17 protein-coding genes, 2 tRNA genes and 2 pseudogenes are annotated in these 19,210 nt (G+C 64.8%); 10 read left to right on the plus strand and 11 right to left on the minus strand.

What is annotated here, in order from left to right; all coding sequences use genetic code 11:
• The first annotated feature begins 51 nt into the window (after positions 1-51).
• Both AC0J5K_RS12195 and AC0J5K_RS12200 read left to right on the plus strand, forming a co-directional pair.
• Complete coding sequence (locus AC0J5K_RS12195) at positions 52-240, plus strand: helix-turn-helix domain-containing protein (protein ID WP_244526639.1); 189 nt, start codon at positions 52-54, stop codon at positions 238-240.
• A gap of 1 nt (position 241) precedes the next feature.
• On the plus strand, positions 242-409 hold the full coding sequence (locus tag AC0J5K_RS12200; RefSeq protein ID WP_170850636.1) for a hypothetical protein: 168 nt from the start codon (positions 242-244) through the stop codon (positions 407-409).
• A gap of 143 nt (positions 410-552) precedes the next feature.
• Here the strand turns inward: AC0J5K_RS12200 and AC0J5K_RS12205 are convergent, their stop codons facing one another.
• Complete coding sequence (locus AC0J5K_RS12205) at positions 553-861, minus strand: hypothetical protein (protein WP_274563400.1); 309 nt, start codon at positions 859-861, stop codon at positions 553-555.
• On the opposite strand from AC0J5K_RS12205, the pseudogene AC0J5K_RS12210 reads away from it, so the two are divergent.
• The 3 genes and pseudogenes from AC0J5K_RS12210 to AC0J5K_RS12220 all read left to right on the plus strand — a co-directional run.
• Positions 861-1,013: pseudogene (locus AC0J5K_RS12210) on the plus strand (transposase); the annotation flags it as partial. The gene AC0J5K_RS12205 and the pseudogene AC0J5K_RS12210 sit on opposite strands and share 1 nt — an antisense overlap.
• Entirely contained in the window at positions 941-2,050 is a 1,110-nt protein-coding gene (locus tag AC0J5K_RS12215; RefSeq protein ID WP_420398597.1) for an IS3 family transposase, read from the plus strand. The pseudogene AC0J5K_RS12210 and the gene AC0J5K_RS12215, both read left to right, overlap by 73 nt.
• Position 2,051: 1 nt before the next feature.
• A tRNA-Ala gene (locus AC0J5K_RS12220) sits at positions 2,052-2,238 on the plus strand.
• 782 nt (positions 2,239-3,020) lie between these two features.
• On the opposite strand, the gene AC0J5K_RS12225 is transcribed toward AC0J5K_RS12220, so the two are convergent.
• Positions 3,021-3,772, minus strand: a protein-coding gene (locus AC0J5K_RS12225; RefSeq protein WP_139211566.1) for an IS5 family transposase whose coding sequence is annotated in 2 segments (ribosomal slippage) — positions 3,021-3,448 and positions 3,448-3,772 — 753 coding nt in all. Because the reading frame shifts where the segments join, the coding sequence is not laid out codon by codon here.
• 158 nt (positions 3,773-3,930) lie between these two features.
• Positions 3,931-4,020: transfer RNA gene (locus AC0J5K_RS12230), tRNA-Ser, on the minus strand.
• Between the two features lie 367 nt (positions 4,021-4,387).
• Here AC0J5K_RS12230 and AC0J5K_RS12235 point away from each other — a divergent pair.
• Both AC0J5K_RS12235 and AC0J5K_RS12240 read left to right on the plus strand, forming a co-directional pair.
• Positions 4,388-4,519: pseudogene (locus AC0J5K_RS12235) on the plus strand (GntR family transcriptional regulator); the annotation flags it as partial.
• Positions 4,520-4,652: 133 nt separating this feature from the next.
• On the plus strand, positions 4,653-5,078 hold the full coding sequence (locus AC0J5K_RS12240) for a FadR/GntR family transcriptional regulator (RefSeq protein WP_274565953.1): 426 nt from the start codon (positions 4,653-4,655) through the stop codon (positions 5,076-5,078).
• Between the two features lie 4 nt (positions 5,079-5,082).
• Here the strand turns inward: AC0J5K_RS12240 and AC0J5K_RS12245 are convergent, their stop codons facing one another.
• Both AC0J5K_RS12245 and AC0J5K_RS12250 read right to left on the minus strand, forming a co-directional pair.
• Positions 5,083-6,012, minus strand: a complete 930-nt coding sequence (locus AC0J5K_RS12245; protein WP_274565951.1) for a DMT family transporter — start codon at positions 6,010-6,012, stop codon at positions 5,083-5,085.
• 168 nt (positions 6,013-6,180) lie between these two features.
• Positions 6,181-6,930: a sulfite exporter TauE/SafE family protein gene (locus AC0J5K_RS12250; RefSeq protein WP_274565950.1), complete on the minus strand. Its 750-nt coding sequence runs from the start codon at positions 6,928-6,930 to the stop codon at positions 6,181-6,183.
• A gap of 212 nt (positions 6,931-7,142) precedes the next feature.
• Between AC0J5K_RS12250 and AC0J5K_RS12255 the strand changes: the two genes are divergently transcribed.
• Entirely contained in the window at positions 7,143-9,656 is a 2,514-nt protein-coding gene (locus AC0J5K_RS12255) for a cation:proton antiporter (RefSeq protein ID WP_274565949.1), read from the plus strand.
• Between the two features lie 119 nt (positions 9,657-9,775).
• On the opposite strand, the gene AC0J5K_RS12260 is transcribed toward AC0J5K_RS12255, so the two are convergent.
• The 3 genes from AC0J5K_RS12260 to AC0J5K_RS12270 form a co-directional block, all read right to left on the minus strand.
• Positions 9,776-10,945 (minus strand): mandelate racemase/muconate lactonizing enzyme family protein, encoded by a 1,170-nt coding sequence (locus AC0J5K_RS12260; protein WP_274565952.1) that lies wholly within the window; start codon positions 10,943-10,945, stop codon positions 9,776-9,778.
• Positions 10,946-10,983: 38 nt separating this feature from the next.
• On the minus strand, positions 10,984-12,417 hold the full coding sequence (locus AC0J5K_RS12265) for an aldehyde dehydrogenase family protein (RefSeq protein ID WP_274565948.1): 1,434 nt from the start codon (positions 12,415-12,417) through the stop codon (positions 10,984-10,986).
• 119 nt (positions 12,418-12,536) lie between these two features.
• Positions 12,537-13,964: a sulfatase-like hydrolase/transferase gene (locus AC0J5K_RS12270; protein WP_274565947.1), complete on the minus strand. Its 1,428-nt coding sequence runs from the start codon at positions 13,962-13,964 to the stop codon at positions 12,537-12,539.
• Between the two features lie 295 nt (positions 13,965-14,259).
• On the opposite strand from AC0J5K_RS12270, the gene AC0J5K_RS12275 reads away from it, so the two are divergent.
• Positions 14,260-15,009, plus strand: coding sequence for a FadR/GntR family transcriptional regulator (locus AC0J5K_RS12275; protein WP_048532515.1), 750 nt, complete (start codon positions 14,260-14,262; stop codon positions 15,007-15,009).
• A gap of 80 nt (positions 15,010-15,089) precedes the next feature.
• On the opposite strand, the gene ychF is transcribed toward AC0J5K_RS12275, so the two are convergent.
• A complete protein-coding gene (gene ychF, locus AC0J5K_RS12280; RefSeq protein WP_074838976.1) occupies positions 15,090-16,187 on the minus strand; it encodes a redox-regulated ATPase YchF in 1,098 nt (365 codons plus the stop codon).
• Positions 16,188-16,394: 207 nt separating this feature from the next.
• Here ychF and trpA point away from each other — a divergent pair, with 207 nt between their 5' ends.
• On the plus strand, positions 16,395-17,186 hold the full coding sequence (gene trpA / locus AC0J5K_RS12285) for a tryptophan synthase subunit alpha (RefSeq protein WP_048532517.1): 792 nt from the start codon (positions 16,395-16,397) through the stop codon (positions 17,184-17,186).
• A 27-nt stretch (positions 17,187-17,213) separates the two neighbouring features.
• On the opposite strand, the gene AC0J5K_RS12290 is transcribed toward trpA, so the two are convergent.
• Both AC0J5K_RS12290 and AC0J5K_RS12295 read right to left on the minus strand, forming a co-directional pair.
• The gene (locus AC0J5K_RS12290) at positions 17,214-18,584 is read right to left on the minus strand and encodes an ATP-binding protein (protein ID WP_274565946.1); all 1,371 of its coding nucleotides are present in this window, start codon (positions 18,582-18,584) and stop codon (positions 17,214-17,216) included.
• Positions 18,585-18,588: 4 nt separating this feature from the next.
• Positions 18,589-19,134 (minus strand): heme NO-binding domain-containing protein, encoded by a 546-nt coding sequence (locus tag AC0J5K_RS12295; protein WP_074838974.1) that lies wholly within the window; start codon positions 19,132-19,134, stop codon positions 18,589-18,591.
• Positions 19,135-19,210: the final 76 nt, after the last annotated feature.

The following is a 19,210-nucleotide window of genomic DNA, read 5'->3' on the forward strand; positions in this document are numbered from 1 at the left end:
AGGTTAAAAATGACGCCCTCACAATGTCGCGCAGCTCGTGCCCTCGTGGCGATGTCTCAGGATCGATTGGCTGAAGCTTCTGGCGTGGCCAAAAGGACGATTGCCAGCTTCGAAAAAGAGGGCCGTCACCCCTATGAAAGAACCATAGCGTCCTTGCAGAAAGCCCTTGAGAATGCAGGGGTCGAGTTTATTGCAGAGAACGGCGGAGGCCCTGGCGTCCGTCTGAAAACAGGAGAGTGAATTGGACGAAGAAGTAATTAAAGAGCTGACGGCAGCGATCAAAACATTGACGCATAGCAATAATGTGCAGTCGGAAATTCTGGAAACCCTCAGCGCTCGCCAAGCCGATTTGATCGAAGAAATCAAAGTTTTGCGCGATGTCATCGAGACAAGCGCGAAGGAACGGTAGCCCACATAAGGCAAAAGTGCGCGCCGCGCCCAGTGGAGGACCGGGCCGCGCGCTGTAGGGGTTGTACGGCACTCACCGACTGATCCGGGTCGCTTCGGGTGAACAAGCTGGACAAGAGCTTTCCCAGGCGCGACCGGCCTATCTCATTTCCCCCAATCGACCATGCGCATCGCGCCAGACACGTCGCCTGCTGGAATGCCAGCCTCCTTCGCTTCGGCCAGCGTCTTGATGATCGCGGATAGCGCCCTGGCGCGTCCGCCTGCGTCGAAGGCTTGCAAGGGGCGGATCGTGTCGATCTCGACCACCGCGCCCAGCTTGGCGGTTGCTTCCTCGGCCAGCAGCGCGGCGATGGGCTGCAAGGTCCAGATCGCAAGCTGGCGCTGGGCTTTGACCTGCCACGGGATTTTTCCTCCACCGTCGATTAGAGTCCGGCCCAACTTGAGGACGGACAATGAAGCGAACGAGATTCACAGACGAGCAGATCATCGGGATTCTGGCGGAACATGAGGCAGGGGCAAAGTGCGCCGACCTGTGCCGCAAGCACGGCATGTCGGAAGGCACTTTTTACAACTGGAAAGCCAAGTTCGGCGGCATGACGGTGTCAGAGGCCAAGCGGCTGAAGACGCTCGAGGACGAGAACGCCAAGCTCAAGAAGCTTCTGGCCGAGCAAATGCTGGATCTGGCAGCAATGAAGGATCTGGTTTCAAAAAAGTGGTAGGGCCCGCCGTGAAGCGTGAAGCCGTTGCGTATCTTCGGGCCGAACATGGCTTGTCGGAGCGGCGGGCCTGCAGCATCGTCAGCGCGGACCGCACGATGATCCGCTATCGATCCCGGCGTGCGCCGGACACAGTGTTGCGCGGTCGGTTGCGGGACTTGGCCAACGAGCGCCGGCGGTTCGGTTACCGGCGGCTCTTCGTGCTCCTGCGCCGCGAGGGCGAGCCATCCGGCATCAACCGGATATATCGGCTCTACCGCGAGGAAGGCCTGACGGTGCGCAAGCGAAAGGCCCGGCGCAAGGCGGTTGGAACACGGGCCCCGACCCTGGTCGCTGCACGGCCTAATGCGCGCTGGTCGTTGGATTTTGTCCACGACCAGTTCGCCAACGGCCAGCGTTTCCGCGTTCTCAACGTGGTCGACGATGTCACGCGTGAATGCTTGGCTGCGATCCCAGACACCTCGATCTCGGGACGCCGTGTCGCGCGTGAACTGACGGATCTGATAGAACGCCGCGGAAAGCCTGGGATGATTGTCAGCGACAAGGGGACCGAACTGACCAGTAACGCGATCCTGCGATGGTGTTCCGAACACAAGGTCGAATGGCATTACATCGCACCGGGAAAGCCAATGCAGAATGGGTTCGTCGAGAGTTTCAACGGGCGGATGCGCGATGAACTGCTCAACGAGACCATGTTCCGCAACCTGGCACACGCGCGCGTCGTGATCGCCGCATGGGTCGAGGACTACAACACCGAACGCCCGCATTCGGCCTTGGATTACCAGACCCCGGTCGACTACGCGCGGACCCTGACCACCGCAATCGCCCGTCCCGCTGCGCGAGATGATAGCTCCGCGCGTCGGGCGATTGCTCAACCTGCGCCAACCGGCGTAAACACCAATTGGGCTCCGGTCGCGGCTGGATGAAAGTTCAGTGGCAGGTCAGATCTCCTACCGGTGACCCCTCCCCTCGACAGCGCCAATTGCCGTCTAAACATTCACGGTCTGTTCGACGGTATTCCTCAGCACTTCTAAACAGTAAATCCATAATGAACATCAACTTACCTAGTCTTGCAAATCTGTGTACACCGGTTCGATTCCGGTACTCGCCTCCAAACAATATCAACACGTTACGCATAAATCGCGTTGCCGCAGGATTCCTAATGGCCACCTGGGGGACTCATGGGGGACATTTCCTGTCACCGCGCGGCTTGGTCAGCCCACGTCCTCGTGGATATCATCGCGCGCAGGTGCCGGGTCAGCAAAAAGACCGTTGCCAAGAATCGCGACGAAGTTTCTGAGCACCGCATTTCCGGAATTCCTGAGATAACACCCGGACCGTGGAGCGTGGCGGCACGGTATACCAGCAAAGCGTCGGGAGCATTCGGGCGAAAACCGTTCGTGAGACGCCGGAAATCCCCGGCGCGGATAGGGCAGGGATGAACTTACAAGGGTAGTGCTGGCGGGGCTCAGAGACGGCCCTGAGGCGCAACGCAGTACACGACCGATATTGCCGATTGCGCCAGACGTGCCGCGTAGGGCGCTGTCAGAGCGCATCAGGACTTGTTTGAGGCGGATGGAGGAGCGTGGGGTGGTGATGCGCGAAGGGCGAGTGCAGCTCAATGAAGAGACGCTAAGTACTTCTTCACTTTCTTTGGCGTAAAGCGTGATTTGCTTATCCCGTTGATGATTCGAGATAAATCTGGCCCCTGAAAGGGTTCCCGGCGAACAAACCGCCCTTGCGTCACCCCTGCCTCAATCGTAATGCATCGCTCCACTTCGGCGAAGTTGTAAACTACATAGCTGTCGCGAGATATGAAAGGGTGCGCTCCGCTTTGAAGCCGTACGGTCGGGTCACAATTACCACCCTTCCACGAACTAGGGTCAGGATTCATAATCAATAGATGACGATAGCTGCGAGAGCGATGGCCGAGAGGAATACCTTGGGACAGCGGTCATAGCGTGTTGCGACGCGCCTCCAGTCCTTGAGCCTGCCGAACATAATCTCGATCCGGTTTCGCCGCTTGTACCGGCGCTTGTCATATTTGACCGGGGTTTTTCGCTGCTTCCGACCGGGGATGCAGGCGCGTATCCCTTTGTCTTGCAACGCTTCTCGGAACCAGTCAGCGTCATAGCCGCGATCCCCGTGCAGCCATTTGACGTTTGGCAGGCCGCAAAGCAACGCCCGCGCGCCGATGTAGTCGCTCACCTGGCCGGCGGTAACAAACAGGTCGAGAGGGCGCCCCTGGCTGTCGCAGATGGCGTGCAGTTTGGTGTTCATACCACCCTTGGTTCGACCGATCAGGCGGCCGCGCCCCCCTTTTTCGCGGCCATGCTGGTCGCTGTGCGGTGGGCTTTGAGATAGGTGGCGTCAATCATCACGGTCTGTTCTTCGCCGTGCCCGGCGGCCAGACCCGCCATCATCCGCGCGAAGACGCCTTTCTCGCTCCAGCGCTTCCAGCGGCTGTAGAGAGTCTTGTGCGGGCCATAGGCTGCAGGGGCATCGCGCCACCTTAACCCATTGCGGTTGATGAAGATAATCCCGCTCTGAACCCGCTTGTCATCGACCCGAGGCTTACCATGCGACTTCGGAAAGAAGGGTTTAAGACGCGCCATCTGCGCATCGGTCAGCCAGAAAAGATCAGACATTTCACCGCTCCGTTTTCGGAACCGTGAATCACGCGTTGCAGCGGAAATCAATGCATCCTGACCCTAGGGCCAGTGCTCAGCCCCTCCCGCATAACCCTCGAAAACAACGAGAAAATCCGGCCGCAGCCGGATCGCGAGAACGCTTTCGCTGGGGCAAGTGGCGGAGACGAAGGGATTCGAACCCTCGAGACGGTTTCCCGCCTACTCCCTTAGCAGGGGAGCGCCTTCGACCACTCGGCCACGTCTCCGCCGACGCGTATATCCAAGCCAACGTCTGGATTACAAGGCAAAACTGCCCCGTGCCGAAAAAAGCTCTCAACTGGCCGGACCTGCCCTGGATTGCACCCAGTCACGACGCGCGGCCGCAGAGGCGGCGGCGGTTCGGCCCGGATCACTGCGGGCCAGTCGTTCGGGCCCGCCCATCCGATTGCCGGGGCGGCGGTTGCGGCGAGATCGTCTGTGGCGACCTCCTGGCACGAGGACCGAAACGGCGCAGGTTTGCCCTGGGGCTGTCGGAGCGTATACAGGGCCGGGGCGAAACTCCGGCGCGCCGGACAAGCGGGCGGTACTGCGGCCGGGACGCCGCAATTGAAGGGAGGGACGCATCCCATGCGGATGACGAAACAGGACGCCCTCGGGCGGTTGCAGCGGCTGATCGACCGCGCAGCGCCGGCTTCGGGCGACAGGTTGCCGACCGAGCGCCGCATGGCCGAGACACTTGGATGCAGCCGGGCGACGCTGCGTGCCGCGCTGGCCGAGCTCGAATCCCGGGGCCAGATCTGGCGGCGGGTCGGCCAGGGCACCTTTTCGCGGCCGGGCGCCGATCGGCCAGCCGCTCCGGGATGCGATCCTGATCGAAGCAACCACGCCGCTCGACCTGATGGATGCGCGGGTGTTGCTCGAACCGCAGGTCGCGGCGGCCGCCGCCGAACGGCGCGAGCCGGCGGATATCGCGCATCTGCGCGACCTGGTCGCCGCCGGGCGCCGGGCGGGCGATCACGCGGCCTGCGAACGCGCAGACGACGCCTTTCACCAGGCGATTGCCGAAGTGACGCGCAATCCGGTGCTGATCGCCCTCCTGCGGCATTTTTCCGGCACGCGCTGCCGGTCGGTGTGGCAGCGGGAATGGGACCGCACCTACCGGCGGGTCGGCGTCGATGCCTTTCGTCAGGTTCATTCCGATCAGCACCAGGCGATTGTCGATGCCATTGCCGCCGGTGATGCCGAGGCGGCCCGACGCGAGATGGCCGGCCACCTGGCGCTGGTGCGACAGGCGATCAGGGCCGCCTCTTCCGGCCCGGACTGAGCGATCAGCGGGCGCGGATGCGGCGGCTGCGGCGGCGGCCCGGCGCGATGCCGGGGCGGTTGGCCGGCAACCGCTCGCGCCAGAAGACATAGAGCCCCGAGCCCAGGATGATGGCAATCCCGACCCAGGTCCAGAGGTCGGGGAAATCGCCAAAGACCAGATAGCCCGCAGCCGTGGCGCCGACGATCTCGAGGTACTGGAACGGCGCCAAGGTGCCGGCCTCGGCCCGGCGGAAGGCCTCGGCGATCAGAACAAAGCTGGTGGCGGCAAAGGCCCCGGCGCCGAGGATCGCCATCCAGCCGGCGGGCGGCAGGGCCGCGAAACTCGCCGTGACCGCCCCTGCGGACCCGAAGACAAGCGTCAGCCCGCCCATACCGAGACAGGCATAGAAGGTGGCGCCGCATTGCACCGTCAGGGCCGAGCGCAGCTTCGAGGCGCGGCGCAGCACGATCATGTTCAGCGCATAGGCGACGGCGGCCAGAAGCGGCAGCAGGGCCGCCGCGCCAAATCCGCCTCCGGGGCGGATCACGATCACCGCGCCAATCAGCCCGATGCCCACCGCCGCCATCCGGCGTGCGCCGACCTTTTCGCCCAGAAGCGGCCCGACCAGCGCGGTCAGGATCAGCGGCTCGACAAAGAAGATGGCAATCGCCGTGGCGATCGGCATCACCGAGAAGGCCCAGATCAGGCTGCCCAGCGTCACCATCACCAGGCCGCCGGACAGGGCGACAACCGGCGAAAACATCGGCCCGCGCAAGCGGTGGCGCAGCAGCAGCGCCGCCGGCACGAGAAACAGCGCCTGCGCCAGCAACCGCGCCAGCGTCACTTCGGCCGGGTGCAAATCGGCGGTCAGCACCTTGGCAAAGGTGTCGCCAATGGGCAGCAGCAGCATGGCCAGGGCCATGAAGATCATCCCGAGTGTCGAGTCGGACATGGATCACCTCACGAATGACAGGCCCGCAAGCGGGCCGAATGTCCGGGCGTTCAGGACGGAGAATACGGGCTTTGGACGCGCGACTGCGGCGGCGACGCCATCGCGCGCCTCGCGGCTTTCTGTCTGTCTAGGGGCCGCGGCGCGACGGATCAACCCGCGCGGCCGCTGTCATAGCGCAAAGAACACGACGGTCAGCACCGCGCCGATGGCGACGATCAGCAGCCGCAACAGATCCATGCGCCGGATGCGCCGTGCCTGGCGCGCGCCGATATAGCCACCCAGCGTCGTCGCCAGCGCCAGCACCACGGCCGATTCCCAGGCGATCAGCCCGGCGGTGGCATAGGTCGCCACCGACACCAGCGACAGCACGGCCGACAGCAGGTTTTTCAGCCCGTTCATGTTGTGCAGGTTCTCGAAGCCGATCAGGCTGAAGGCGGCGAGCAGCATGATCCCCAGCCCGCCGTTGAAATAGCCGCCATAGCCCGCCACCAGAAGCAACGCCGCGGCCGACACCAGCGGGCCGATCACCGCGTGGCCCCGCGCCCGCACCGCCGCCACCAGCCGCGGCCCCAGTGCAAAGAGCAGCGTCGCGGTGAGCAGCAGCCAGGGCACGATGCCGACAAAGGCGTCGCCAGGCGTGATCAGCAACAGCCCCGCCCCGGCCAGGCCGCCCAGAGCCGAGACCAGCACGATGGCCCGCAACGGCAGGCTGCCCTCGGCGCGGATGTCGTGCCGGTAGGCCCAGGCGCTGCCGATATAGCCGGGCAGCGCCGTCAGGGTGGCGGTGGCATTGGCCATGATCGGCGGCACCCCCAGCCAGACCAGCGCCGGAAAGCTGAGCAGCGTTCCACCGCCGGCGATGGCGTTGATCATCCCGGCCAGAAGGCCCGCGATGACAAGTACGGCATAAGACAGCATTCCAGGCTCCTCGCGTCGACGTTTCCGCCCTATGCCGCAGATGGGATTGGTCTGCAAATTGGTTCGTTCGCGACCACGGGGCCCCGCCCTCATTTTCCGGCTCTGCCATTCGATGAACCACGCATGCCGGTTTTCTCGCTGAAGACGCCAGTGCCGGGCAGAAATGCCAAAATCTCGCGTGCGCCCCGGAATGCTTCTGATATTCCATAGACATGGATATCGTATTGATCACCACCATTATCGCATCGCTGTTCCTGGTCATCGGCGCGGCCGAGCCCTTGGCGGCGCGATTGCGCCTGCCCTACAGCGTGATCCTCGCGGTGCTCGGGGTGATGATCGGCCTTGGTGCCACGTTTTTCCTGCGCACCCAGCTCACCGATGCGCTCAATCCGGTGGCCGAGGCGATCCTCGGGCTGCCCATCCGCTCGAATGTCTTTCTTTATGTCTTTCTGCCGACGCTGCTGTTTCAGGCGACGCTGGGGATGAACCTGCGCCGGATGCTGGACGACTGGGTTCCGATCCTGGTGCTGGCGGTGGTGGCGGTGGTGGTGGCCACCTTCAGCGTCGGATACGCGCTGGCTTGGGCCAGTTCCCTGCCGCTGGCGGCCTGCCTGCTGATCGGCGCCATCGTCTCGACTACCGACCCCTCGGCGGTGGTCTCGATCTTCCGCTCGATCTCGGCGCCGCGCCGGCTGGCGCGGATCATCGAGGGCGAGAGCCTGCTGAACGACGCCGCCGCCATCGCGCTCTTCGGGCTGTTCATGGGCTTTGTGATGCTGGGCCTGCCCGATCCCGAACTCGGCGAGGCGCTGGCCCGGTTTCCGATGCTGATCGCCGGCGGTGCCTTTACCGGCTGGTTCGCGGCGCGGGTCGCGGTCTGGGTCATGGCGCTGTTCAGCCGGCACGAGCTGGCGCAGATCTCGATCTCGGTCGCCCTGCCCTACCTTGCCTATATCGGTGCCGAACAGATCGTCGGCGCCTCCGGGGTGATCGCCGTGGTTGCCGCCGGGCTGACAATGAACCTGACCGCCCCTGGTCGCCTGCCGCCGCAGGCCTGGGCCAACCTGCGCGAGCTCTGGGACGTGCTCGCCCATTGGGCCGGGGCGCTGATCTTCATCCTTGCCGCGCTGCTGATCCCGCGGCTGCTGGAAGAGGTCAGGTTCGCCGATTTCCTGCTGGTCGGGGTGGTGATCCTCGCCGCCATCGCCGCGCGTGTGGTGATCCTGTTCGGGCTGCTGCCGCTGCTGTCGCGGCTCAAGCTGTCGCCGCCGGTCGACCGGCCCTACCGGGTCGCGATCCTCTGGGGCGGGCTGCGCGGCGCGGTGACCCTGGCGCTGGCGCTGGCGGTCACCGAAAGCTTCCGAGTGCCCGACGGCATCCAGCGGGTGGTGGGTATCCTCGCCACCGGCTTCACGCTCTTTACCCTGATCGTGCAGGGCACGACCCTGCGCTGGATCATCGGCCGGCTCGGCCTCGACCAGTTGTCGCCGATCGATCAGGCGCTGTCGCGGCAGGTGGTCGCCGTGGCGCTTCAGACCGTGCGCGAGGACGTGGCGCGCACCACCGAGAACTACGACCTGAGCCGCGACATCGTGCGCTCGGAAGCCAAACGCTTTGGCGAACGGCTCGACGCGGCGGTCAGGACCGCCGAGGACAGCGCCGACATCCTCGACCGCGACCGGATTGCCCTGGGCCTGATCGTTCTTGCCGGCCACGAGCGCGACACCATCCTGCACCGGATGCGCGAACGGACGATCTCGGCCAGGATGGCGGAAAAGGTGCTTTCCGATGCCGACCGGCTGATCGAGGGCGCGCGGTCACAGGGCCGCAGCGGTTACCAGCGCGCCGCGCGGCGCAGCGTTGCCTATGGCCTGGCGTTCCGCGCCGCGGTCGCGCTGAATGCCCGGATCGGCCTGGCGGCGCCGCTGGCCAGGATGACCGCCGACCGCTTCGAGCTGCTGCTATCGCAACGGCTGATCCTGCGCGATCTCGGCGGCTTTATCGATGGCCGCATTCGCCGGATTCACGGCCGCCGCGTGGCCGAGTTGCTGAACGAGCTGCTGTCCCGGCGGATCGAATCGGTGGAAACCGCGCTCGAGGGGTTGCGCCTGCAATATCCCGGCTATGCCGAAAAGCTCGAGCGCCGTTTCATCCGCCGCACCGCGCTGCGGCTCGAAGAGCGCGAATATATGATGATGCGCGAAGACGGGCTGATCGGCGCCGAGGTCCATACCGCGCTGATGCAGGAACTCGCCGCACGCCGGGCCGCCGCCGAAACCCGCCCCCGGCTCGATATCGCGCTGCAAAGGACGACGCTGGTCCGGCAGTTCCCGCTGTTCGCCGAGTTCGAGGAAAGCGCGGTAAAGCGGCTCGGGCGGGTGCTCGAGACCCGCTATGTCAATGCCGGCGAAGTCGTCATCCACAAGGACAGCGCCGCCAAACGGGTGTTCTTCATCGCCTCGGGCGCGGTGGAGTTGAAGTCCGCCGGCCAGTCCTGGCGGCTGGGGCGCGGCGAGATGTTCGGCCAGATGGCGATCCTGACGCAGAGATCAATCCGCGCCGAGGCCCATGCCATCGCCCCCACCACGCTGCTGGTGCTGGACGAGGACCGCTTTCGCCGGCTGATCGTGCGCAGCAAGGCGCTGCGCAAGGCGGTGCGCGCCAGCGCCGAAAAACGCGGCATCGAACCGGCGGGACTGTTGCCGGACGCGGACAAAGGCTCCTAAGTCGTTTCGGGGAATACCTGAGCCATTAAGCATCACCAAAAGCCCGAGAGCGCCGAAGGCGTGGCAGGGTTTTGGTGATTCAAGGTTTTCCCGAAACGCTCTAGCCGTCGGGCCGGCGGCTACCCTTCAATCTCGTAGGCCTCGATGAAGCCGCGGTCGGGCTCCACCCCCAGCCCCGGCCCGGTGGGCACCGCAATCAGCCCGTCGTTGCGTTTGACCTGTCCCTGAATATCCAGCGGTTCCGCCAGCAGGTGATCGCGAAAGCGGTTCTCGGTGGTGTCGAACTCGAGCCAGGGCTCGCGCGGGAACAGCCCGCCGGGCATCGGCGGCATGGCCGCCAGCAGGTGCAGGTTGGTCGCCACGGCGATGGCCGAGCCCCAGACGTGGTTGAACACCGGCGTGAAATGCGCATGGCACAGCGCCAGCACCCGCAGGTATTCGGTGATGCCGCCCAGCGCGCAGACTTCGGGCTGCGCAATGTCCAGCCCGCGGCTCTCCAACAGCGCCCGCCAGCCCCAGCGGTTGAACTCGGCCTCGCCGCCCGAGATGTTGACCTTGAGCCCGGCGCGCAGCTCGCGGTAGCCATCGAGATCCTCGGGGGCGATCGGCTCTTCGAACCAAAAGGCGCCCAGCTCGTCCAACGCCCGGCCGACGTAGAAGGCGTCAGAGGTTGTATAGGCGTGGTTGGCGTCGGCCATGAAATCGAAATCTTCACCCACCCCGCGCCGCACCGCCTCGGCCAGTTTCACATCGTCCTTGGCGCCAAGGCCGATCTTCATCTTGGTGGCGGCAAAACCCATGTCGCGGATCGCCGCCGCCTCATCGACAAAGCGCGCGACGTGATCGGCGGTGCTCTCGCGTTTCAGCATCATGCCGTAGCCATAAGACCGCACATGGCTGCGATGCGCGCCGCCGATCAGCTTGTGGATCGGCTGGCCCGTCACCTTGCCGGCAATGTCCCAGAGCGCGATATCGACGCCCGAGAGCGATTGTAGCGGCATCCCCTTCTGTCCGTGATCGCGCAGCAGGTTGTAGACCCGGTGCCAGATCACGTCGCGGTCCATCGGATCCATGCCCAGCACCAGCGGCTGGATCACCTCTTCCACGATCGCCTTGTTGGCCAGCGCGACATTGCCCGGGCCAAAGCATTCGCCCCAGCCGGTGATCCCCTGATCGGTCTCGACCTCGACGATATGGGCGGTGCGTTTCGAATAGTATTGCTGCGAATAGCCCAGCTCCTCGGGCATATCACATTGAAGAACGTGGCTGGTGATCCTGGTGATCTTCAGCGGGCGGGCGATTGTTTCGAGTTTCATGAAATCCTCCATCAGATCAGCCCCCGGCTGATACGCTTGACGACGAGATAGTCGTTCAGGGCAAGCCGCGAGCAATCGTGCCCGATGCCGGATTGCCCGATCCCGCCATGCGGCAGGTAGATGTCGTATTTGACGCCGTTGATCTGCACCTCGCCATAGCGCAGGCGCTTGGCGACCGCCTCGGCCAGCGCCAGATCGGCGGTGAAGATGTAGGAGGCCAACCCGCCCTCCTCGCCGTCATTGGCGCGGTCGAGCACCGCCTCGCGGTCGTCGAAGGGGATCAGGCTGACCACCGGGCCAAAGATCTCGTCCTGGTAAATCCGCATCTCGGGGGTGACCTGATCGAGCACCGTGGGCGCCAGAAAATGCCCCGTCTCCAGCCCCTCGGGCCGGTCGCCGCCGGCCAGCAGCGTCGCGCCCTTTTCGACCGCCTCGTCGATCAGCCCCTTGACCCGGGCCCAGGCCCGGCGGTCGATCATCGGGCCAGTGAGGATATCGGCCTCTCTGTCAAAACCCACCTTGGCGGCCCTGGCCCGCGCCACCACCTTGTCGCGGAAGGCGTCATGGACCTCGCGTTCCACGAAGACCCGGTTCGGGGTCACGCAGATCTGGCCCGCGTTGTTGAATTTTAGCGTGGTGACGATCTCTGCCGCCAGGTCGAGGTCGGCGTCGCGATAGATCAGCACTGGTGCATTGCCACCCAGCTCCATCGAGAATTTCTTGATCGAGGTCGCGCCCACCTTCATCAGATGCCGGCCCGTCTTGGTCGAGCCGATCAGGGTGATCAGGTTGGGAATGGTCGAGGCGGCCAGCGCATCCGAAGGCCCGTAGCCATCGGTTGTCAGGATATTGACCACCCCCGCCGGCAGGCCGATTTCCTGGCACAATTCCCCCACCGCATAGGCCGAGACCGGGGTCGCGGCCGAGGGGCGGATGATCACCGGACAGCCGGCGGCCATTGCCGGGGCGATCTTGTAGGCGAGGTTCAGGAGCGGGAAGTTCCACGCCAAATAGGCCACCGCCACGCCGACAGGCTCATAGACGATGCGATGTTCGTGAGTGCCGTCGAGATCGCGCAGCGTTTCGTCGTGAACGCGCTGGAATTCCTCGGCATAGAATTTCAGCGACCGCTCCAGCAGGTCGAAATCCTCCTGCGTGCCGCCCCAGGGCTTGCCCATCTCCTGATGGATGCACTCGCGCAGCATCTCTTGATTGGCGATCACCGCGCCGCGCAGTTTCAGCATCCAGCGCTGGCGCTCGGCCACCGGCGTCGCGGCCCAGCCGGGCGCGGCGGCCCGGGCGGCCTTCAGGGCCTTGTTCACGTCGTCCAGCCCGGCAGCGGCGACCGTGGCCACGCAATCCTCGGTGGCCGGGTTCACCACGTCGAGGCGGGCCTGCCCCTCCACCAATTCACCGCCGATATACATCTTCTTGTGCCGGACCATGGGCGTCTCCGCAGGCTGTAAGTACATTCATAATATGTTTAACATTCGCCGACACAGGAGTCGACCCCGATCCCGCGTCGCCGGACGATGATGCATGCAAGTCCTGATTTCGGTGATTGTCATTGCCTCAACGCCGGATTGAGATGTTGCTGATGGTCGTGTTGTTCCTGCGCCGGGCGACCGTCGATATAGCTGCCTACCGGCAGGTGATAGCCGCCAAAGGCCAGCGCATCGCCCTCGGCCTGCATCCAGTCGAACAGCCGGGTTTTCAGCCGCGCCTTTTCCGCCTTCAGCGCCGGATCCTCCGCCCGGTTGATGCGCTCCTGCGGGTCGGTCTCGAGATCGTAGAGCTCTTCGAGGTCATGCGGGCTCCAGGCGTATTTGTAGCGCGCTTCGCGGATGCCACGGAATTTGAACTGCCGGCCCTGATAGGCGTCGTAGCCATAAGTCGCGTGGTCATGCGCGGTGGCGTCAAAGCTGCGCCCGGCCTCCTCCGGCGTCAGCAGACCGGCCGCATCACTTTCGGCCAGCAGCGTCGGAAAGAGGTCACGGAAGCCCACGAACCCGGCGTTGACGGCACCGGCCCCCTGCCCCGCCTCGCGGATCAGCATCGGGATGCGCATCACCTCCTCGTAAAAAAACGGCCCCTTGTCGAACCAGCCATGCGCGCCCAGCATCTCGCCGTGATCGGCGGTGAAGGCGAGGCTGGTGGTCTCGTCCAGCCCCAGCGCCGTCATCTCGCGCCGGAACCGGCCAAAGAGATCGTCGATGAAGGAGCAGAAGCCAAAGTAATGCTGCGCGGTGCGGCGCCAGTCCTGCTGGTCGAGGCCACGGGTGTCCTGACAGGGCCAGTAATGCGCGCCTTGGGCCTGCGGCTTGCCCGCTTCGGTGAATTGCGGAACGAAATTCTCGGGCATGTAGTCGTCGGGCAGATCGTCATACATCCCCACCCATTCCGCCGGCACGTGATGCGGGAAATGCGGCCCGGGGAGCGACACGATCAGGCAGAAGGGCTTGCCGCTGGCCGAGAGGCTCTCGAGCTTTTCAATCCCCGCCATCACCCGCTTTTCGTCCATGTGGGTGCCTTTGGTGATCGTGCCGTAGAACGGCGTCTTGCGCGGCGTGGCGAACTCCAGATCATTGGCCGGGATCAGCGGCTCGCTGCCGCCGTCCGACAGTTGGGCGTCGATGCCGCGATCCGACAACGTGCCGGCGCCAAGATGCCATTTGCCGATGAAGGACACGTCGTATCCCGCCTCCTGCAACCGCTCCATATAGGTCTTGTGGCTGGGGTGGAGCTTGCCCTGCGGATAGAAGGAGGAGCCCTGCACATTGTCCATGGTGCCGGTCTGATGCGGCCATTTTCCGGTAAAGAGACTGCCGCGCGCCGGCGTGCAGAGCGGCACCGAGGTGAAGGCGTTGACGTGGTTCGTGGCCTCGTCACGAAACGCCTGAAGATGCGGCAGCTTGCAGGGATGGCCGGGCTGGTTCAGCGTGTCCCAGCGCCATTGATCGGTGATGAAGAGGATGATGTTTTTCGCGGTCATGCGGATACTTTCAAAGTGGTTTCAGGGGGTCGCGCGCGGGCGTTCGATCCACCAGATCGCCAGGCCCGAGGCCGCCACGCCCTGTTTGAAATTCGTCATCCTGTCCTCCCTCCGGTTAACGTTGTCTCTGGTACTGCCGCGGGGCCATAAAGTCAAACATATTATGTTTGTGCAAGTTTCGGTCGGGCAGGATTGAGATGCAAGTTTTCGGGCTCGCCGCGCCAAACGCGGCGCAAACTCGCGTTGAACTCTGCAACAAACGTATTATGATTAATCAAAAAGGAGTATCCGCATCGTGCCCGCCTCTGACACAGACGTCCTGAACCCCGCGTCGGCCACCCTGTCCCGTTCGCTCTCGGGCCAGATCTCGCGCAAGCTGGGCGAGCGCATTCTCGACGGCCAGCTCTTGCCCGGCCAGCTCCTGCCGGACGAGAACGCGCTTTGCGATGAATTCGGAGTCAGCCGGACGGCGGTGCGCGAAGCGGTCAAGATGCTGGTCGCAAAGGGGCTTCTGGAGGTGCGCCAAAGGATCGGCACCCGGGTGCAGGACGTCAGCCACTGGCAGATGCTCGATCGCGACGTGCTGATGTGGCACCAGTCGCTGACCATCGAGGACGAGCGGCTGATCAGCCTGATGGAACTGCGGCAATCGATCGAACCCGACGCCGCCTATTACGCCGCCAGCCGGCGCAGCGCGGCGCAGCTCGCGGCGATCCGCGACGCGGTGGACCAGATGCAAGCCCATACCGGCGAGAACAGCGAATATGTCCTGGCCGACGCGCGATTTCACATCGCGGTGCTGCGCGCCACCAACAACCGCTATCTCGAAGCGCTGGAAAACGCGATCTTTGCCGGGCTCATGCTGTCGATCCGGCTGACCAATCCCGAGGAGCGGCTGAACCGCCAATCGGTGCCGCTGCACCGCGCCATTGCCGAAGCCATCGAGGCGCAGGATGCGGAGGCGGCGTATGACAGGATGAAGGACCACCTGGCCGATGCCGCAAAGCGGCTCTCGGCGGTGGTGAAGCTCGACCCGCCGGCCTGAGCACGCCGCGCCGGCCGGGCCGTCTTTCGGCGGAAACAGCGCGGACCGGGTGTCCGTGCTCGCCCGTCAGATGACGGGGGTCAGGTGTTGAACAGGAAATGCATGACGTCGCCGTCCTGCACCACATAGGTCTTGCCCTCGGCGCGCATCTTGCCCGCCTCCTTGGCCCCCTGCTCGCCATTGCCGGCGATGTAATCGTCATAGGCGATGGTCTCGGCGCGGATGAAACCCTTTTCGAAATCACCGTGAATGACCCCGGCGGCCTGCGGCGCACGGGTGCCTTCGCGGATCGTCCAGGCACGGGCCTCCTTGGGACCGACGGTGAAATAGGTTTCGAGGTGCAGCAGGTCATAGCCGGCGCGGATCAGGCGGTCGAGGCCGGCCTCTTCGAGACCCATCTCCGCCAGGAACATCTCGGCCTCTTCGGCGTCGAGCTGGCTGATTTCCTCTTCGATCTGGGCCGAGATGATGACATGGCCGGCGCCCTGCGCGGCGGCCATCTCGGCCACCTTGGCGGAATGTTCGTTGCCTTCGGCGGCGCTGCCCTCGTCGACATTGCAGACATAGAGGATCTTCTTGGCGGTCAGAAGCTGAAGATTCTTCCAGGCCTTGCGGTCTTCATCATCGACCTCGACCAGCCGGGCCGGCTTGCCATCCTCGAGCATCGCCTGGGCGGCGGCCAGCAGCCGCTCCTGCTGGGCGGCCTCCTTGTCACCGCCCTTGAGCTTGCGCACCAGACCGGCGCGGCGCTTCTCGACGCTTTCGAGATCGGCGAGCATCAGCTCGGTCTCGATCACCTCGGCATCGGCCACCGGATCGACGCGGCCCTCGACATGGGTGACGTCGCCATCCTCGAAGCAGCGCAGCACATGGGCGATGGCATCAACCTCGCGGATGTTGGCGAGGAACTGGTTGCCAAGCCCCTCGCCCTTGGAGGCGCCTTTGACCAGGCCGGCGATATCGACAAAGGTCATCCGCGCCGGGATGATCTGCTTGGACTGGGCGATCCCGGCCAGCGTGTCGAGCCGCGCGTCGGGCACCGCCACATCCCCCACATTGGGTTCGATGGTGCAGAAGGGAAAATTCGCGGCCTGTGCGGCCGCGGTGCGCGTCAGCGCGTTGAATAGCGTCGATTTGCCCACGTTGGGCAGCCCGACAATCCCCATCCTGAAGCCCATGGGAGCCGCTCCTTTGTCTCATGTCGGGGCGCTTCTATTGGCGCTGCGGGTCAAAGGCAAGCGGTGGCCGGCGCCGGTGGGTTGCAAACCCACCCTACACGCGCCCGTAGGGTGGGTTTGCAACCCACCGCCCGGCCGGACCCGATCCCCATTGCCAAGACGGCGTAAATTCGGCACATGGCTAGGACGGAAACGAAGGACAGCCCCATGACCCGCATCGACGCCAAATTCGCCGCTCTGAAAGACCAGAACCGCAAGGCTTTCGTCGCCTATGTCATGGCCGGCGATCCCGATTTCGACACCTCTCTGGCCCTGGTGCGCGGCATGCCGGGCGCCGGCGTCGACGTGATCGAGCTCGGCCTGCCCTTCACCGACCCGATGGCCGACGGCCCGACGATCCAGCTGGCGGGGCAGCGCGCGCTCGAAGGCGGCATGACGCTCGACCGCACGCTCGAGCTGGCCCGCCGCTTCCGCGAAGACGACGACACGACGCCGATCGTGATGATGGGCTATTACAACCCGATCTATTCGCGCGGCGTCGATACCTTTCTGGAGCAGGCCCGCGCCGCCGGCATCGACGGGCTGATCGTCGTCGACCTGCCCCCCGAAGAGGACGAGGAGCTTTGCCTGCCGGCACAGGCCGCCGGGCTCAACTTCATCCGCCTCGCCACGCCGACCACCGATGACAAGCGGCTGCCCAAGGTGCTGACCAACACCTCGGGCTTTGTCTATTACGTCTCGATCACCGGCATCACCGGCGCGGCCGAGGCCCAGGCGGCCGATGTCGGCCCCGAGGTGGCGCGGATCAAGGCGGCCTCGGATCTGCCGGTGATCGTCGGCTTCGGCGTGAACTCGCCGGACAAGGCGCAATCGGTGGCCTCGGTGGCCGATGGCTGCGTCGTCGGCTCGGCCATCGTCAAGCGGATTGGCGACGGCGAAAGCGTCGACGACGTGCTGGCCTATGTGGCGACCCTGGCCGCAGGTGCGCACCGGGCCTGATGGCCGCCTTGCTCCCGGGCGAGCCCCTCACCCCGCCGCACCCCCGGCGCGCAGCAGATCGGCCATGCGCTGCACCAGCACCTCGCGTTTGACCGGCTTGGCGACATGGCCATCGATCCCGCGCCGCAGATATTCCTCGACCTGATGAGTCATGGCATTGGCGGTCAGGGCGATGACCGGGCATCGGGCACGCCCGGTTTCGGCCTCATGCGCGCGGATCAGCGCCACCGCCTCGAGCCCGCCCATCACCGGCATGTTCACATCCATCAGCATCAGGTCGAACCCGCCGCCCCGCCCCTCTGCAACCGCCTCGGCGCCGTTCCCGACCATGGTCAGCTCGAGCGGATAGGGCTTGAGCAGATGGTGCAGCACCAGCCGGTTGGTCCTGTTGTCCTCGGCCGCGAGAACCCGCCAGGGTCGGGCGCGCAATACGGCCTCGGCCTCGCGCGGGCCGAGCAGGCCGGTGGTCTCGGGGGCATCGGCGGCGACAAGACGGAACGAAGCGACAAAGACGGCACCGCCGTCCGGCGGGCTGTCAAACACCAGGTCGCCCGCCATCAGCGCGCAGATTCGCCGGGCGATCCACAGGCCCAGCCCGGTGCCGCCATGGCGGCGGGTGATCGAGGCATCGGTTTGCGAGAACGGCTGGAACAACCGGTCGCGCTTGTCGGCCGGCACCCCGGGACCGGTGTCGCTGACCCGCACCTCGAGCCGCGCGCACGCTTCCGCCGATGACAGCACCCGTGCCTCCAGCCGCACGCTGCCGCGCAGGGTGAATTTGACGGCATTGGACACCAGGTTCGAGATCACCTGCCGCATCCGCGTCGGATCGGACACCACCCGCCGGTCGCTGCCGAACTCGAAGCTGCGCTCGAAGCTCAGCCCCTTTTCCTCGGCCTTGAGCGCATGGAGCCGGCAGACCCCTTCCAGCAGCTCGTGCAGGTTGAAGGCGATCTCCTCGATCTCCATCTGCTCGGCCTCGATCTTGGTGAGGTCGAGAATGTCGTTGACGATCGACAGCAGTGCCTGGCCCGAGGCGGTCATCACGTCGAGCATGTCCTTCTGCGCCAGTTCCAGCCCGGTATCGTTCAGCGCCTCGGCCATGCCGAGCACACCGTTGAGCGGCGTGCGGATCTCATGGCTGATCATTGCCAGAAAGGCGGTCTTGGCGGCATTGGCGCGCTCGGCCGCGGCGGTGGCGCGGGTCAGCTCGGCGGTGCGCGCGCGCACCTGATCCTCCAGCGTGGCCGCCTGCTCGCGCAGCGCCGCATTGGCGACAAAGAGTTCGCGGCTTTTCTGGTCGAGCAGGGATTCCGCCTCTTCGCGGGCCTTGCGCTCGCGCAGGTAGCGCCGGCGCGAGACCGGCGCGGTGTCCGATCTGGGCGGATCGCCGTCCACCCGCCTACCCGGTCAGTTGCACGTGAAAACGTGCCGCGCGGGCGTGATCATCGCCGATCTCGGTCACCGTGATCTCGGCCGGCTGCCTGAAATGCGCTACGCAGGCCTCGATCATGCCATGGCAGAAGGGCACCAGCGGCCGGTCCGAACGATAGGTCATGGTCAGCGCGCGCATCCCGTGCCACTCGGTCTCGAACGTCGGAAGCTCGGCATCGGGGTAGAGCTTGCGCACCTCGACATGCACCTCGTTCTCGATCGCGTCGAGCATGGCCAGGGCATTGGGTTTGTCGGCGAAAAACGCCGGATACCCTTCAACGAACCTTCCATGAACCCATTGGCCGAAGCGGCGTTGCAACTCCGGCACCGGAATCGCCGTATGGTCGCTGATCGCGCCGACAATGCGCATCAATTCGCCACAGGAATAATTGCCCACCGCGCTGTAGGCGCCGTCATTGTCCAGTGCCAGCCCGTCGAGGATATCGTCGACCGCCGCTTCGCCGAGCGCATGCTCCGCCATGCTCAGCAATTCGGTGAAAACCATGCCTTTCATCTGCCGTCTCCTTGGCTGCTGGATCCGGTCTAGCCCAGAGAAGTAAAAAGGCGCTTAAACTCCGTCGCAGGCCACT

This window comes from Marinovum sp. E3 (genome assembly GCF_055755275.1).